The sequence below is a fragment of the Pseudoflavonifractor sp. HNCC25GI2 genome, assembly GCF_058136395.1.
The window spans coordinates 388549-404007 of the sequence record NZ_JBYUOW010000001.1 but is presented as its reverse complement, the minus strand read 5'-3'; the positions used below and the strand labels follow the sequence as shown (position 1 = coordinate 404007).

Genomic DNA, 15459 nt, shown 5'->3' with positions numbered 1-15459 from the left:
CTGTGTAACGGAGCAGGAAACGGGGCGGCTGGCCCGTTTCCTGCTTCCTGGATTCTTGGGAGGAACATTGTGAATATCTATCTGGATCTCTTTCTTACGTTCGCCAAGATGGGAGTGTGCACCTTCGGCGGCGGCTACGCCATGCTTCCCATCCTTCAGCGGGAGGTTGTGGAGAAGAAAAAGTGGGCCACCGATGAAGAACTGGCCGACTACTATGCCATCGGCCAGTGCACCCCGGGTATCATTGCGGTGAACACCGCCACCTTTATCGGCTATAAGTACCGGGGCTGGCTGGGCGGCATCCTGGCCACCATCGGCGTGGTCTTTCCCTCCATTGTGATCATCACCATCATTGCCGCCTGCCTGAACAATTTTGCGGATATTCCGGCGGTACAGCACGCCCTGACGGGCGTGAACGCCTGTGTAGTGGCCCTCATCGCCTCCAGCGTAGTGAAGCTGGGCAAGACCACCATTAAGGATGTGCTGACCACCTGTATTTTCCTGGTGGTGCTGGTGCTGGCCTTCTTTGTGGGGCTGTCTCCGGTGCTGCTCATTGTGGGCGCGGGCCTGGCTGGCTATGTGGCCCAGCGGCTGTTTAAGCTGGGAGAAGGGGGGAAGGCGAAATGATTTTGCTGCGTCTGTTTTATGAGTTTGCCAAGGTGGGACTGTTCTCTGTGGGCGGCGGCCTGGCCACCATCCCCTTCCTGCAGCACATGGGAGAGACTACTGGCTGGTTTACCGACGCTCAGCTGACCACCATGATTGCCGTCTCTGAGTCCACCCCCGGCCCCATGGGTGTGAACATGGCCACCTACGTGGGCTTCACCACCCAGGGCGTGGTTGGCGCAGTGGTGGCCACGCTGGGACTGATTACCCCTTCCATTATCGTCATTATCATCATCGCCGGCTTTTTGCAGAAGTTCCGTCACTCCAAGACGGTGGAGGCCACCTTCTACGGCCTGCGTCCCGCCTCCACGGCTCTGATCGCCTCCGCGGGACTGACGGTGGCTGCCTCGGTGCTGGTGACGCTGGAGACGGTGGGAACGTTTACCATTACCGCCCACTGGCCTGCCATCATCCTGGCTGTGGCCGTTTTTGTGGCCATGAAGTGGACCCCCATGAAGAAGCTTCACCCCATTGTCTTCATCGGCATTGCCGCCGTGGTGGGAGCCATTTTCCAGCTTTAACCCTAAGCGGATTTGAAAAGCGCCTGCTTCCCGGAAGGGAAAGCAGGCGCTTTTTTGTTATGTATTAGGTCAAAACACTTAGTAGTGGCGTACCACCGCCACCACCTTGCCCAGAATTTCGGCATTGGTGCCGTCAATGGGCTGATACTCGGGGTTCTGGGGCAGAAGCCAGGTGTGGCCATCCCGGCGCTGGAGGGTTTTCACCGTGGCCTCATCCTCGAAGAGGGCGACCACAATCTCGCCGTTGTGGGCATCCTGCTGGCGGTGGACCACCACCAGATCGCCCGGGAGGATACCGGCGTTCAGCATGGACTCACCCCGCACCCGGAGGGCAAAGTGCTCACCGCTCAGCCCCTCAGTGTCGAAGGTGAGGTAGTCCTCAATGCACTCCTGGGCCAGGATGGGGGAGCCGGCGGCCACGTTGCCCAGAATGGGGACCTGATTGGCGTGGGGGTGCTCCTCCTCCGCCACACCGCCGAAGGGGACGCCGGGGAGGGTGATGGCCCGGGTCTTGCCCTCCGCCTTGACGATGACTCCGGCCTCCTCCAGACCCTTCATATGGAAGTGGACGGTGGAGGGGGATTTGAGCCCCACCGCCGCGCCGATTTCCCGCACGGAGGGGGGATAGCCGTGGTCGGCAGTAAAGGTGAGGATGTAATCGTAAATCTGCTGCTGCTTGGCAGTGAGCTTGGCCATGGCGATAGACTCCTTTCGGGGGCGGAGGGTAATCTTGAATCGGTTGCATTATACCATACATCCCCCAAAATGTCAAACAAACGTTCCAAAATCCGGGCAAAAAAAGTCCCCCATTTTGGGGGACTTTTTGCTTACAGGGGAGGCAGCGGAGGCGCGGAGGCCTGCTGTGCCTGGAGGCGGAACTCATAGAAGCGCGCCCGGGTTACCGAGAGGTAGGGAGTGAACCACAGCTGAAGGGGCAGTGTCAGCAGTTGGCTGGCCAGCAGAACGGGGAGGCTGCCGGCGGTCAGGACATAGGTGAGGTACAGTTCCTGCGGGGTTCCGGACAGAAGCATGGGGAAGAAACCGGCCTGGTAGAGGCCCAGAACCAGGGGCAGACCGGAGAGCAGCAGCTGCAGCAGGTACCAGCCCAGGAAGGAAAACTCCAGCTTGAACATCTCCCACTTCCAGCCGTCCATCAGCTCCACGCTGCGGCGGATGGCCGCCGACGCGCCGTCATCGGGCCGGTCGGCCAGCAGATAGGAGGCCAGGGAATACCGCAGCAGGAAAATCCAGATGGCGGCTGCCGCCAGGAACAGGACCAGCAGCTCCACAATGGGCAGGGAGGAAAAGAGCAGGGAGACGAAGATCAGGAGGACGGAAAATAACAGCGCCCAGCCTACAACCCGAGACAGAATGAGAATTTCCATCCAGATGACCCGTCCGGCCACGGAGAACCCCTCGATGAGGGAACCCAGTCCAGGATTCAAACGGCGGGCGGTCCACAGGGACCACAGGGTGTAGCCAAAGCCCACCACCACGTTATACAGGGTGAGCAGGATGGACAGAAAGAGGGAGAAGAGCCCGCCGAAGGTGGACAGATTCCCCTGGGCCGGGACGGCCAGGTCCAGCAGTGTGGACAACCAGGTGGTCATCAGCAGATAGACCAGGGTGACCAGCCAGAAGCTGGGGCGCGGCAGGCGCATCTCCTCTCTCGCTTGGCGCTTGAGGGCGCTGCGGTCAATACCCATGTAAGCAACTCCAATCGTAGAAATAAGGTGAGGGCGGGACTCAGCTGTCCCACTTGTCCATGACCTGGCGCAGCTGGTCGGCCAGCTTGGCCAGATCCTTGTTGGGCCGGCCGCGGCTGCGGCTGATGAGCAGCTCCAGCTCCTTGGCCACATCCTGCAGCCGCATGAACGCGGGGGAGGCGGCGGAGGCGCCGAAGGTCTTGGGCTTGGTCTCCAGCACCACGCCCTTGGCCAGCATACGTCCCTGGGCCAGATCGTAGACCTCCTCATAGAGGGGGGCGTGGGCAGGGATGTTCAGTTCATTGAGGGTTTCGGCAAACACCTCGGTCACCGGGGCGTCGCCATGGACCACAAAGACCTGCTGGGGCGCGGGGGCGAAGTGCCGGACCCAGTCGATGAGGTGGTCCCGGTCGGCGTGGGAGGACAGGCCCTTGAAATTGACAATCCGGGCCCGGACGGCAATCTCCTCGCCGAAGAGCTTGACGGTCTTAGCCCCGTCCAGCAGACGGCGGCCCAGGGTGCCCTCGCCCTGGTAGCCCACAAAGACCACCGCGCACTCCGGCCGCCACAGGTTGTGCTTCAGGTGGTGGCGGATGCGGCCGGCGTCGCACATGCCGGAGGCGGAGATGATAATCTTGGGGGTCTTGTCCATGTTCAGAGCCTTGGACTCCTCCGTGGACTGGGTGAGGGTGAGGCCGGGGAAGGTGAAGAGGTTGTCGCCCCCCTGAAGGACGGCGATGGCATCCTCGTCCAGGTAGCCGTGGAGGTTGCCGGAATAGACCCGTGTGGCCTCGGCGGCCAGGGGGGAGTCCACGCAGACGGTGAAGTTGGGGACGCTCTTCACCAGTCCCTCGGACTTGATTTCCCGCAGGAAGTACAAAAGCTCCTGGGTTCGGCCCACGGCGAAGGAGGGGATAATGATGTTGCCCCCCTTGGAGAAAATATCGTCAATGAGGGCGGCCAGGGCATCCACATAGCTCTCAGGGGGCTCGTGGTTGCGGTCGCCGTAGGTGGACTCCATGACCACATAGTCGGCCTCGTCCACATATTGGGGGTCCCGGATGATGGGCTGGTCCACGTTGCCCAGGTCGCCGGAGAAGACGATCTTCTTGGAGACATCCCCCTCGGTGAGCCACAGCTCCACCGTGGAGGAGCCCAGCAGGTGACCGGCGTCGTTGAAGCGCACCTCCACCCCGGGGAAGAGTTCAAAGCGCTGTCCGTACTCCACGGTCTGCAGCTGCTGTACGGCGGCCTCCGCGTCGGCCACGGTGTAGAGCGGCTCCACCTCGGCCCGGCCGGCGCGCTTGCCCTTCTGGTTCTGCCACTGGGCGTCGCTCTCCTGGATGTGGGCGGAGTCCCGGAGCATAATGGACAGCAGCTGTCCGGTGAGACGGGTGGTGTAGATGGGGCCGGTGAAGCCCTCCTTCACCAGCAGGGGCAGGCGGCCCGAGTGGTCGATGTGGGCGTGGGTCACCAGCACGCAGTCGATGTAGCCCGGGGCAAAGTCCAGGGCGTTGTCGTCGTGCTCGTCCCGGCCCTGCTGCAGGCCGCAGTCAATGAGAATTTTTTTGCCGTTTACCTCCAGACAGTGACAGCTGCCGGTTACCGCGTGGGCCGCGCCGAAAAAGGTTAGCTTCATATGGGAACTCCTCCTTTGGTAAATGGTACAAAAGTTGTCTCTATTCTACACCACCGGGGGAGGCAATTCCACAGTAAATTGTAAATAATGTTGAAAATACGTTTAAAGCAGGCCGAAGTGCTCCAGGGCGGTGACAATCCCGTCCTCGTCCACGGTGCCGGTGACATAGTCGGCCCCCTGCTGTACCTGCTCGCTGGCAGTGCCCATGGCCACCCCGATGCCCGCGTGGCGCAGCATGGACAGATCGTTCTCACCGTCTCCGAAGGCCATGGACTGTTCCAGAGGGATGCCCAGGTAGTTCAGAATGGCGTCCATCCCCCGGTCCTTGCCGCCGCTGGTGGGGATGACGTCGAGAAACTCCGGATGCCAGCGGGTGGTCTTCACGTGGGGGGCGCGGCTGAGCAGCAGATGCTCGTTGTCCCGGGTGAGGAAGGTGATGGCCTGGTAGAGGTCCTTCCCCAGGGCGCGCCGGGGGTCCTGCACCGGGGGCAGGTCCAGGTTCAGATCCCCCATAAAGCGGCAGGTGAGGTCGTTGACGCAGTTGAGGTAGATGTCCTTCTCCTCCAGGAAAATGCAGGAGAAGGAGCCGTCCAGAGCGACGGATACCAGCTCCTCCACCGCCTGAGGCTCCATGGGGGAGCGGTGTACCACCTGGTCGCCCACGGTGCAGTACTGGCCGCTGAGAGTCATGTAGCCGTCAAAGGGAAAGACCGAGCGGACGTAGCCGATCATGGCGGGGTGGCGGCCGGTGGCCAGAAAGAGCTTAATCCCCTTTGCCCGCAGCCGGTGAAGGGCGTCCACCACGGTGGGAGAGATGGTGTGGGTTTGGAAGCTGACCAGGGTGCCGTCCACATCGAAAAAAATTGCTTTTGTCATAGTGTTCCTCCTGGGCCATGAGGGCCGTGCCTGTTTGGCGGAATTCGCCTCTATTTTACAACACAGCCCGGGGTATTTCCATGTGCGAATTGGACAATCCCGCCCCAAAGGGGGACATTCCACTCATAAAACCTGCTGTGAGGAAAAAGTTTCAAGTCTTTTCCGCCTGCCTCGTCCATACAATGGAAGCAGACAGAAGGGGGGAAAACCATGGCATATGAGGAAATGCGGGTCCCGGCCGGGGAGCACCGGATTGTGCTGGAGGACCGGGAGCAGCTGACGATTTCCGGCGTGGAGGAGGTGGAGAGCTTTGACGAGAGCTCCATCCTGCTCACCACCGCCCAGGGGGGACTGGAGATCCAGGGCGAGGGGCTGCACATTGAAAAGCTGTCTCTGGACGGAGGCGACTTGAAGGTGGAGGGGCTGGTCAGCGCCCTGATCTACCAGTCCGAGAGCCGGGAGCGGGGCGGTCTGCTCAGCCGCCTGCTGGGCGGATGACCATCGATGTGGCGGCCCAGGGGCTGGCCCTGTGTCAGGCCCTGGGGATTGGGGCGGCCTTGGGCGTGCTCTATGATCTGTTCCGGATTTTGCGGGTGCGGGTGCGCCGGAAGCTGCTGGAGCCGGTGCTGGACCTGCTGTTCTGGCTGGTGGTGGGGGCGGCGCTGTTTCTCTGGTCCCAGCAGGCTTGGGGCGGGGAGGTGCGGGCCTACGGCGCGCTGTTCTGCCTGCTGGGCGGGGCGGCGTATTTTTGGCTGCTCAGCCCGATTTTCCTGTGGGTGGGCTACCGGCTGGCCGATCTGACCACCCTGCTTTTGGGAATTTTGACCTTACCGCTGCGGATTTTTCGGGGCATTTTGAAAAAAATCAGAAAACTTATGAAAAACACCTTCCTTTCTGCGGGCAAATGGTATAAAATAAAGCGGAAAACCAAGGCGATGGAACAGGCCGTCGTGCGCCGCAGCGCCAGAGAAAGGAGCGAACGGGACCATGCGCTTCAAACGCGCCAGCTTTTTAACCAAAATTGTCGTGCTGGTCCTGCTGATTTATCTGGCCACTTCTCTGCTGGACCTGCGGGGACAAATTCAGAACCTCCAGGGCCAGTTGGACGGGAAGGAGCAGCAGGTGGCCGACCTGCGGCAGGAAAACGAAGAAAAGTCCTACGCCATCGAAAACAGCGATGACCCCGAGGTCATTGAGGAGGTCGCCCGGGAAAAGGGCTACCAGGATAAAGACGCGGTGCTATACATCGACGTGGCAAACTGAGGAAAAAACCCGGACGGCGGATGTGTGTGCGTCGGCGGGAGAAATTAACAAGGGAGGATACAGCGCTCAGTGAGTGAGATCAGTGTTGGGTCCATTTTGGACGGGAAGGTTACGGGAATTACGAAATTTGGCGCCTTTGTGGCCCTGCCGGAGGGAAAGTCCGGTCTGGTCCACATCTCGGAGATCGCCTATTCCTATGTCAATCAGGTCTCCGATCACCTCAAGGAGGGACAGGAAGTCAAGGTAAAGGTCATTGGCATCGACCAGGCCAACCGCATCAATCTGTCCATTAAGCAGGTTACTCCGCCCCCGCAGCGGCCCGCCCGGCCTGCCGGCGGAGGACGGCCCCACCAGGGCGGCGGGCCCAGACCCATGGGCTATGTCCGTCCCGCGCCCAAGGAGCCCACTGACTTTGAGGACCGGCTCAAGCAGTTTATGCAGTCCTCCGACAGCAAGCTGTCTGAGCTGCGTTACATTGAAAAGAAGGGCGGCAACCGCCGGGGCGGCGGCCGTCGGTAAATCCCAGACTGAAAAGAGCTGCCGCCATGAGCGCGCAGCTCTTTTTTTGCAAAAAAAAGACGCCCGGAGGGCGTCCGCGCCCAAGGGCGCACAGAAAGCATATTGGTTGAGCTGCCCTGTTACCATACCACAAAGCTTCGTCCGAGGCAATGGGAACCTTTGTCGAGAAGCGGCGAAGGACAATATTTAGGAGGAAAAACCATGCTCATCACAAACGTGACCGTACACACCATGGAGGGTGTGACCATTCCCAACGGCTACGTGGCCGTGTCGGGGGACAAGATTGCCAAGGTGGGCCCCATGGAGGAGTGTCCCGGCCACTGGGAGGGAGAGACTCTGGACGGGGAGCAGGGCCATGTGCTGCCCGGCTTCGTGGACGCCCACAGCCACCTGGGCATGTTTGGGGACGCCCAGGGCTTCGAGGCCGACGACGGCAACGAGGCCACCGACCCCTGTACCCCCCACCTGCGGGCCATTGACGCCATCAATCCCCTGGACCGCTGCTTCCAGGAGGCGCGGGCGGCGGGGGTGACCACCGTCCTCACCGGCCCCGGTTCCGCCAACCCCATCAGCGGACAGTTTGCCGCCATCAAGACGGCGGGGCGCTGGGTGGATGAGATGGTGATCAAGGCCCCGGCGGCCATGAAGCTGGCCCTGGGGGAGAATCCCAAGTGCGTCTACAACGAGCGTCATGAAACTCCTGTCACCCGCATGGCCACCGCCGCCATCATCCGGGAGAACCTGCGCAAGACGCTGGAGTACGCGGAAAAGCTGGAGAAGGCGGAGGCGGACGAGGAGGAGGACAAGCCCGACTACGACGCCAAGCTGGAGGCCCTGCTGCCTGTGGTGCGGGGGGAGCTGCCCGTCCACATCCACGCCCACCGGGCCGACGACATCGCCACCGGCGTGCGTATTGCCAAGGAGTTCGGACTCAAGTGCGTCATCGTCCACGGCACCGAGGCCCACCTCATTCACGAGCTTTTGGAGCAGGAGGGGATTCCTGTCATCACCGGCCCTGCCCTGGGGGACCGCTCCAAGCCGGAGCTGGCCAACATGACCATTGAGTCTCCAGCGGTGCTCACCTTGCGGGGGGTGAAGACGGCCATCTGCACCGACCACCCCGAGGTGCCCATTCAGTACCTTCCTCTGTGCGCCGCCCTGGCGGTGAAGGGGGGGATGAACCCGGAGGCCGCCCTGGCCGCCATCACCATCAACGCCGCCAAAATTGCGGGGATTGATGACCGGGTGGGCTCCCTGGCCCCGGGGAAGGATGCCGACCTGGTGCTTACCACCGGCCATCCCATCAACCTCCTCAGCCGGGTCAAAGCCGTGTTTATCAACGGCTGCCGGGTGAATGGATAAAATTCCAAGGAGCGAATTTAGAAAAAATTCACAAAAGCCTCTGGTAATTTCCCTCCTGTATGGTATAATAAGTTAACGGAGGGGGAACCCTCCCCCTCCCCCATACCAGCCCTTCGGGGCGAAAGGAGCGGAACAAGTATGAAGTATGTGTTTACGGACAAGAAAGTGAACCTGCCGGGCTCCATCCACGCTTATGCGGAGAAGAAGGTAGGAAAGCTGGACCGTTTTTTCAGAGAGGATGCGACCGCCGCAATCACGTTCAGTGTGGAGAAGGATCGGCTCAATAAGGTGGAGATCACCATCCGGTCCAACGGCACCATCTTCCGGGTGTCCGAGAGCACCTCTGATATGCACGCCTCCATCGACGCCGCCGTCACCACGCTGGAGCGCCAGATCCGCAAGAACAAGACCCGTCTGGAGAAGCGGCTGCGCCAGGGCGCCTTTGAGCGGGCCCTGGATGTGGAGGAATTCTCCTCCTTCGCACCCGATGAGCCCGAGGAAGGCGAGTACCGCATTGTGCGCAGCAAGACCTTCCCCCTCAAGCCCATGACCCGGGACGAGGCCATCCTGCAGATGAATCTGCTGGGCCACAGCTTCTTCGCCTTTAAGGACGAGGAGGCGGGCGGCGCCTTTGCGGTGGTCTACCGCCGCTACGACGGGGATTACGGCCTGATTGAAGACGAGCAGTAAACAGCCATGCAAAGGGGGCGGCGCAGCCGCCCCCTTTTTCCGCTCTCAAAGGGCGGCAAAGACGAGAGATAAAGGAGCGAAACAGCCATGAGCCGGGAACGCGTTTTGTCCCTGCTGCGGGAGAGCGGCGAGGAATATCTGTCCGGGGAGGCCATGAGCCGTCAGCTGGGCATCAGCCGGGCGGCGGTGTGGAAGGCCATCGAGGCCCTGCGCCAGGAGGGATATGAGATTGCCTCCGCCCCCAACCGGGGCTACCGGCTGCAGGCTGCCCCCGACCGCCTGCGGGAAGGGGAGCTGGCCGGACCGCTGGAGGGTTGTCTGGTGGGACGGAAGCTGCTGTGCCTGGACACGGTGGACTCCACCAACACCGAGTGCAAGCGCCAGGCCATGGCCGGCGCGGAGGAGGGGCTGGTGGTCATCTCCGACGAGCAGACCGGGGGTCGGGGACGGCTGGGCCGCACCTTCCAGTCCCCCAAGGGCTGCGGGCTGTACCTGTCCGCTCTCCTTCGGCCCAAGCTGGAGCCCGCCCAGGTGACCGACTTTACCGCCTGGGTGGCGGTGGCGGTGTGCGACGGCATTGAGGCCGTCTGTGGCATCCGCCCCAAAATCAAGTGGACCAATGATATCATTCTGGGGGGCAAAAAGCTGGTGGGTATTCTCACCGAAATGGGACTGGAGAGCGAGAGCAACGCCCTGGAGTACCTGGTGCCCGGCATCGGTATCAACGCCAACCACCGCCCAGAGGACTTTACCCCGGAGATCCGGGACATGGCCACCTCCCTGGCCCAGCAGCTGGGCCACCCGGTGCGCCGCACGGAGCTGGCCATCCAGCTGGTCCGGGCGCTGGACCGGATGTATGCCGGATTCCCGGAGAATAAGGCGGAGTATCTGGCCAAATACCGGGCCGACTGTATTACCCCCGGCAACCAGGTGCAGCTCATTACCCCCGTCTCCCGCCAGGAGGCCTACGCTGTGGAGGTGGATGACGAGTTCCGTCTAGTGGTGGAGCTGCCCGACGGCAGCCGGAAGGCCCTGTCCGCCGGCGAGGTGTCCGTACGGGGTATGTACGGCTACGTGTGAGCGCTGATGACTTTAGAACAGAAAAAGCCCCTGCCCGAACATTCGGGCAGGGGCTTTTTGAAGCAAAGATTACTTGGTGGCCCAGTTGCCGGTGGCCTCACAGGTGAGGTAGGCGTTGACAAAGCCGTCCAGGTCGCCGTCCATGACGGAGTTGATGTTGCTGGTCTCGTAGCCGGTGCGGTTGTCCTTTACCAGCTGGTAGGGCATGAAGACGTAGGAGCGGATCTGGCTGCCCCATTCAATCTTCAGCTGTACGCCCTTCAAATCGGAGATCTTCTCTGCCTTCTCCTGCATCTGCAGCTCCACCAGCTTGGCGCGCAGCATCTTCATACAGTTGTCCTTGTTCTGGAACTGGGAGCGCTCCTGCTGGGAGGCCACCACAATGCCGGTGGGCTTGTGGATCAGACGCACGGCAGAGGAGGTCTTGTTGACGTGCTGGCCGCCGGCACCGGAGGCGCGGTAGACCTGCATTTCAATGTCCTCGGGGCGGATTTCAATCTCCACGTCCTCGGGCAGGTCAGGCATGACCTCCACGGAAGCGAAGGAGGTCTGCCGACGGGCGTTGGCGTCGAAGGGGGAGACACGCACCAGACGGTGCACGCCGTGCTCGCCCCGGAGGAAGCCATAGGCGTTTTCACCCTCGATCATGATGGTGGCGGATTTGATGCCGGCCTCGTCCCCCTCCTGGTAGTCCATGATCTGGTAGGTGAAGCCATGGCGCTCGGTCCAGCGGGTATACATGCGGTAGAGCATCTGGGCCCAGTCCTGGGCCTCGGTGCCGCCGGCACCGGGGTGGATGGTAAGAATCACATTGGAGCTGTCGTACTCGCCGGACAGAAGGGTCTGGAGCCGGGCGGACTCCATGTCCGCCTCCAGGGCGGCGAAGCCCTCTTCCAGCTCGGGAACCAGGGACTCGTCCTCAAACTCGTTGCCCATTTCGCACAGGGCCATTAAATCGTCCCACTGGCGCTGGCGCTTGGCCTGGTGGTCCACCTTATCCTGAAGGTTCTTGATGCGCTGCTGTACCTTCTGCGCCTTGGCCAGATTGTCCCAAAAGCCGTCGGCGGCAGATTCGGCCTGGAGCATGTCCAGCTCCCGGGCTGCCCCGTCCAAATCCAGGGCATCGGCCAGCTCCTTCAGGGTGGGGGCCAGATTATTCAGCTTGACTTTGTACTCGTCAAATTGGAGCATAGGGTCCTCACTCTTTCTTCTAAACTCCCGAAATCGGGGTATTTGATGTCTTAAGCCAAACTATTATATATGAGAAGAGGACAAAAGTAAAGGGAAACCTATTGACGCGGGGCAGCAAAAGGCCGTCTCCCCAGAGGGAGACGGCGCTCAGCGATCGCTGGCCAGCCAGCCCTCTTCCCGAAAGATCAGATCATCCAAATCGTCCCGGGGAGCGGGGCGGCTGGGCAGATTTAAAATGGGCTTGTCGTGTTCGTTCATATCGTTTTAAACCTCCTGGAATAAAAAACTCCGCCGTCAGGCGGTAAGGATAGGTAAAAAGGGATTTACATATCAGTATATGTGGGACAGGCCGCGATATGTTCCGCTTTTTGTGCATCCAAGCAAAAAATTTCTTTGCCGCCAGGATGAAAAAATTCCTTGACAATAGGAGGGAAGTATGGTAATATTAAAAAACCGTCAGGAAAGAGACCGGAAAGCCACCCATGCCGGAGTGGCGGAATTGGCAGACGCCCGGGACTTAAAATCCCGTGGGAGAAATCCCGTGCCGGTTCGACCCCGGTCTCCGGCACCAATATCGCGGGGTAGAGCAGTTGGCAGCTCGTCGGGCTCATAACCCGGAGGTCGCAGGTTCAAATCCTGCCCCCGCAACCAGAAAAACAGCCGTTTTCATTACGAAAGCGGCTGTTTTTATTGCTTTTTTGCAGTTTTTAAAAATGAGGCGGTTTGAAAAATTCAACTTTAGTTCAACTCGCCTCTCAAATTCAAGCCTTTTTTAAAAAGATACTGGATAGAATGTCGGCGTTGCGCTGGTCGGCCTCCTCCATTACATGGGCGTAAATATTAGCCGTGGTACTGACCTGGGCGTGACCCAGCCGTTTGGAAATGCTCACACTGTCCACCCCATTGAAGTACAGCATAGAGGCCATTGTATGCCGGAAGGCATGGGCGTTAATGTGTGGGAGATCGTGACGCTTGCTGAACTTTTTGAGATAGTCGGTCACACTGTCCGGGTGCATGGGCTTACCGTTGTCCTGGGAGAATACGAAATCCTGATTCTGGTAGTATTCCCCAAGCCTCAGCCGCTCCTCCATTTGCCAGGCCCGATACCGCTTTAGCAGTTGCATTGTCTCAGCGGGTAGGGTGATATACCGCCGGGAGCGTTCTGTTTTTGGTGTGCTCTCATAGATTCCAATATCCGGGGAATAGAGGACGCTGTTACAGATGTAAATGCGGCTCCCCTCAAAGTCTACCTTGTCCCATTTCAGTCCCAGCACTTCCCCGCGCCGTGCGCCGGTGATAAGCAGAAGGTGGACAAGCGTTTTCCATTTCATGGGTTCCCGCTCCAGTGCGTCACGGATTGCCGCCACCTGTTCCGGCTGGAAGTAGTTTACTTCCTTGTGCTCTGCTTTTGGCAGTGTGGCACGGCTGGCGACATTGAACGGGACAAGGCCCTCCCTCACCGCCTGCTCCAGCACTGTGGAGATCAGCCGGTGATGCTCCAGAATCGTCTTTGCGGACAGGGTGCGGGTGTTTTCCTCCACCTTGAAAGCACTTACACCCAGGGCGACAGATATGGCCTCTGCTGTCTCTTTACTGACCTGCTCACCCTTCACGGCGGAGTAAACAGCACGGAGCGGGACACCGGTCTGCTGAGATAATTCCGAGCGGGTGAGTTTCTTTTCTTTCAGCAGCACCACAAGGTCAACTTTGGCCATGGCTCTGCTACTTCCCTTCCCCGCTCCTGGTTTGGCAAGCTGGGTATAGAGATCATTCAGATGGTCAGCCCGCAGCTCGCGCAGCTTTATGTGGCCTATCTGCGGATAAATCCGGCTTGTCAGCTCCTTGTACCTCACAATGGTGGAGTGCTTTACGCCCCGTTTCTCCTTTAGCTCAATTACATAATCGCAGTAGGCGGCAAACTTCTGGCGGCTGTCAGAGGTCACGCCCTCTTTGCACTCCTTTTCAAAGGTCGCGGCGAAAGCCTCGGCCTTTTTTCTTGCGCTTTTTTCTGTCCAGGTGGGTGATACCTCAAAAGTGGCTGTCCAGGGCTTGAGCTGCTTACCGTCAGACCCCCGGCCCCGGTGTACCCGGATGGAGTAGGAGATCAGCTTGCCGGCCTTGTCCCGGCGCTCTTGGATGTTAGCCATCTTCACGCACCTCCCGGAGATAGCTTTTGATGCGCTGCTCCACCAACTCCTGGCAGTCCAGGGCCAGCAGTTCAAAGCGCTTTCGGGTGCAGGAAGCAAGCAGCTCGCCATTCTTCCATATCTTGCACCACTCCATTTCCAACTCAGAAAATTCTTGCAAGGTTGTTATAGAACTCAGCTTATCTAAATCAGGAATCTCCAGGGTGTACCCGCACAGGTCAGCCAGCAGTCTTAATGCGTGTACCCGCATATCAACCTTCACCTTATCTTCTGCCAACCCATACAGTGTCTCCTCGGTGCTGGTAGGATAGTCGTTAAAACACAGCAGATAGCCAGGCCGTACCCCCAATGCTATTGCCAGCTTTTCCGCCATTCTGTTTGTCAGGGGTCGCTCTCCCCGCTCCACCTTGCTAATTCCTTCCGTAGAACAACCCGCCTTTTCTGCAAGCTCCGCCTGGGTAAGAGCGCGCTTTCTCCGTATCTCTCTCACACGCTCTGCTGGTGTCTGTGCGGGTTTCTCCCATTTCTCCATCTGTTACTTCCCCTTCTAAAATGAGATTCGTACAAATATTCGTGCGAGTGTACCCTTAAAATTCGCCCATATTGTACTATAATATGGGCGGAAAGTCAACGAACTATTTTGAATTTTGATGAACGGAGGACGCTTATGACTAACTTTAAAACCATTCGACAGACTGCCGCCCTGGGTTTAATCTCAGAGAACCGCCTGCGTATCATGGTAGCCCAGCAACTTGTCCCCGGTATTTGGTCAGGGAACCGGTTCATGGTGAATGTGGATGCTCTGGCGGAGCAGTTGGATCGAGAGAGCCGGGCCAATGTGGGGAAACCTTGTGATGCAGGAACCGGACTGGCAAAGTAAACGGAGGTGATGAAAGAATGGACTCAAAAAGAGAAGCCCGCCGGGATGCTGCAACATCCGAGCGGGCAAAGGCGGAGATCGGCCAAGCGGGCAAAGATCCCCACACCAATTCTACAACATGGAGCGGGCCTATTTCAAGGTTCTTGTCTGAAGGACAGCAAAATGCAGTCCCGCTCCGGGCTCTGGAAGGCTTGGTGGGGGAAAGTGGTCGGGCTGTCCGGCTCTTGATTGAGCGGGAGCGGCGGGCTGGTGTGCCTATTTTATCAGACAATCGGACAGGGTATTTTTTACCGGCAAACGATGAGGAGCGGGACAGGTTTGTACGCTCTATGCTCAATCGTTCCAGGGAAATTGAAAGAACCGCACACGCAGTGGAAAATGGGGGCGATTGAGTGGCGAAGGAAAGACGTGCTACATGGTGGAAAATGTTTTACCATCAGCGGGCGGCAATCGAAAGCGTGTCCGATGAAGACGCAGGAAAAGGCTTAAAGGCCGCTTTCCGCTACTTTGACGGAGAGCCGATAAGTGAAGAAGATCTTACCCAGGCGGCATTTGTCGTTTTCTGTGTTATGCGACCCTACATAGACGAAAGCAAACAGGACTATGCCGCAGCTGTTGAGAGCGGAAAAAGGGGCGGAGATAAACGGTGGGGAAATCCATAGGCCCCCTATACCCCCCCTATACCCCCCTTTAGGGTAGTCTACAGAAGCAGAAGCAGATGCAGAAGCAAGATACAGACACAGAAAAAAGAAGAAACAGACTCTTTTAAAATGGCGGCGGCGACGACGCGCGGCCCCGCCGCGCCATTATAGTGGACGCTGGGGCGCCGTCTTCAGAAAGAAGTGGTTTTTTGTTTGACTTTAGGACCTTTGAAACGCTGGTTGCTCAGTGTTATGAGCCCGGCCCGTACACGCTGGAA

Annotated in this window: 18 protein-coding genes, 2 tRNA genes and 2 pseudogenes; 13 read left to right on the top strand and 9 right to left on the bottom strand. The window is 59.3% G+C overall.

Annotated features, from left to right (window positions below; all coding sequences use genetic code 11):
• Nucleotides 1–69 precede the first annotated feature (69 nt).
• Nucleotides 70–627, top strand: a complete 558-nt coding sequence (locus AC3YUO_RS01925) for a chromate transporter (protein WP_489961346.1) — start codon at nt 70–72, stop codon at nt 625–627.
• Nucleotides 624–1187 (top strand): chromate transporter, encoded by a 564-nt coding sequence (locus AC3YUO_RS01920; RefSeq protein ID WP_489961345.1) that lies wholly within the window; start codon nt 624–626, stop codon nt 1185–1187. The genes AC3YUO_RS01925 and AC3YUO_RS01920 overlap by 4 nt, the downstream gene beginning before the upstream one ends.
• A 78-nt stretch (nt 1188–1265) precedes the next feature.
• Here the strand turns inward: AC3YUO_RS01920 and lexA are convergent, their stop codons facing one another.
• The 4 genes from lexA to AC3YUO_RS01900 form a co-directional block, all read right to left on the bottom strand.
• A complete protein-coding gene (lexA, locus tag AC3YUO_RS01915; RefSeq protein WP_489961344.1) occupies nt 1266–1883 on the bottom strand; it encodes a transcriptional repressor LexA in 618 nt (205 codons plus the stop codon).
• A gap of 131 nt (nt 1884–2014) precedes the next feature.
• Nucleotides 2015–2893, bottom strand: a complete 879-nt coding sequence (locus AC3YUO_RS01910) for a DUF975 family protein (protein ID WP_489961343.1) — start codon at nt 2891–2893, stop codon at nt 2015–2017.
• 40 nt (nt 2894–2933) lie between these two features.
• Nucleotides 2934–4532: an MBL fold metallo-hydrolase RNA specificity domain-containing protein gene (locus AC3YUO_RS01905; RefSeq protein WP_489961342.1), complete on the bottom strand. Its 1599-nt coding sequence runs from the start codon at nt 4530–4532 to the stop codon at nt 2934–2936.
• A gap of 102 nt (nt 4533–4634) precedes the next feature.
• Nucleotides 4635–5408 (bottom strand): Cof-type HAD-IIB family hydrolase, encoded by a 774-nt coding sequence (locus AC3YUO_RS01900; RefSeq protein ID WP_489961341.1) that lies wholly within the window; start codon nt 5406–5408, stop codon nt 4635–4637.
• Between the two features lie 210 nt (nt 5409–5618).
• On the opposite strand from AC3YUO_RS01900, the gene yabP reads away from it, so the two are divergent.
• Nucleotides 5619–5906: a sporulation protein YabP gene (yabP, locus tag AC3YUO_RS01895; RefSeq protein WP_489961340.1), complete on the top strand. Its 288-nt coding sequence runs from the start codon at nt 5619–5621 to the stop codon at nt 5904–5906.
• Nucleotides 5903–6163: pseudogene (yabQ, locus tag AC3YUO_RS01890) on the top strand (spore cortex biosynthesis protein YabQ); the annotation flags it as partial. The gene yabP and the pseudogene yabQ, both read left to right, overlap by 4 nt.
• 72 nt (nt 6164–6235) lie before the next feature.
• Here yabQ and AC3YUO_RS01885 read toward each other — a convergent pair.
• On the bottom strand, nt 6236–6406 hold the full coding sequence (locus tag AC3YUO_RS01885; RefSeq protein WP_489961495.1) for a hypothetical protein: 171 nt from the start codon (nt 6404–6406) through the stop codon (nt 6236–6238).
• On the opposite strand from AC3YUO_RS01885, the gene AC3YUO_RS01880 reads away from it, so the two are divergent.
• From AC3YUO_RS01880 to AC3YUO_RS01860, 5 genes are all read left to right on the top strand, one after another.
• Entirely contained in the window at nt 6396–6671 is a 276-nt protein-coding gene (locus tag AC3YUO_RS01880) for an FtsB family cell division protein (protein WP_489961339.1), read from the top strand. The two genes, AC3YUO_RS01885 and AC3YUO_RS01880, sit on opposite strands and share 11 nt — an antisense overlap.
• 69 nt (nt 6672–6740) lie before the next feature.
• Nucleotides 6741–7190, top strand: a complete 450-nt coding sequence (locus AC3YUO_RS01875) for a S1 RNA-binding domain-containing protein (RefSeq protein ID WP_489961338.1) — start codon at nt 6741–6743, stop codon at nt 7188–7190.
• Between the two features lie 201 nt (nt 7191–7391).
• The gene (locus tag AC3YUO_RS01870) at nt 7392–8552 is read left to right on the top strand and encodes an amidohydrolase (RefSeq protein WP_489961337.1); all 1161 of its coding nucleotides are present in this window, start codon (nt 7392–7394) and stop codon (nt 8550–8552) included.
• Nucleotides 8553–8690: 138 nt separating this feature from the next.
• A complete protein-coding gene (hpf, locus tag AC3YUO_RS01865) occupies nt 8691–9242 on the top strand; it encodes a ribosome hibernation-promoting factor, HPF/YfiA family (RefSeq protein WP_118644247.1) in 552 nt (183 codons plus the stop codon).
• 87 nt (nt 9243–9329) lie between these two features.
• Entirely contained in the window at nt 9330–10322 is a 993-nt protein-coding gene (locus AC3YUO_RS01860; RefSeq protein WP_489961336.1) for a biotin--[acetyl-CoA-carboxylase] ligase, read from the top strand.
• Between the two features lie 69 nt (nt 10323–10391).
• On the opposite strand, the gene prfB is transcribed toward AC3YUO_RS01860, so the two are convergent.
• Nucleotides 10392–11513 carry a peptide chain release factor 2 gene (gene prfB / locus AC3YUO_RS01855; protein ID WP_489961335.1) on the bottom strand — a complete coding sequence of 374 codons (1122 nt, stop codon included), beginning with the start codon at nt 11511–11513 and terminating at the stop codon, nt 10392–10394.
• A 484-nt stretch (nt 11514–11997) separates the two neighbouring features.
• Between prfB and AC3YUO_RS01850 the strand changes: the two genes are divergently transcribed.
• Nucleotides 11998–12084 (top strand) — tRNA-Leu (locus AC3YUO_RS01850).
• A 4-nt stretch (nt 12085–12088) separates the two neighbouring features.
• A tRNA-Met gene (locus AC3YUO_RS01845) sits at nt 12089–12164 on the top strand.
• A 110-nt stretch (nt 12165–12274) separates the two neighbouring features.
• Here the strand turns inward: AC3YUO_RS01845 and AC3YUO_RS01840 are convergent.
• From AC3YUO_RS01840 to AC3YUO_RS01830, 3 genes and pseudogenes are all read right to left on the bottom strand, one after another.
• The gene (locus tag AC3YUO_RS01840; protein WP_489961334.1) at nt 12275–13660 is read right to left on the bottom strand and encodes a tyrosine-type recombinase/integrase; all 1386 of its coding nucleotides are present in this window, start codon (nt 13658–13660) and stop codon (nt 12275–12277) included.
• A complete protein-coding gene (locus tag AC3YUO_RS01835; protein WP_489961494.1) occupies nt 13653–13937 on the bottom strand; it encodes a hypothetical protein in 285 nt (94 codons plus the stop codon). Before AC3YUO_RS01835 ends, AC3YUO_RS01840 begins: the two co-directional genes overlap by 8 nt.
• A 51-nt stretch (nt 13938–13988) precedes the next feature.
• Nucleotides 13989–14192: pseudogene (locus AC3YUO_RS01830) on the bottom strand (helix-turn-helix domain-containing protein); the annotation flags it as partial.
• A gap of 135 nt (nt 14193–14327) precedes the next feature.
• Between AC3YUO_RS01830 and AC3YUO_RS01825 the strand changes: the two are divergent.
• On the top strand, nt 14328–14540 hold the full coding sequence (locus AC3YUO_RS01825) for a hypothetical protein (protein WP_489961333.1): 213 nt from the start codon (nt 14328–14330) through the stop codon (nt 14538–14540).
• A 392-nt stretch (nt 14541–14932) separates the two neighbouring features.
• Nucleotides 14933–15202, top strand: coding sequence for a DUF6291 domain-containing protein (locus AC3YUO_RS01820; RefSeq protein ID WP_489961332.1), 270 nt, complete (start codon nt 14933–14935; stop codon nt 15200–15202).
• Nucleotides 15203–15459 lie beyond the last annotated feature (257 nt).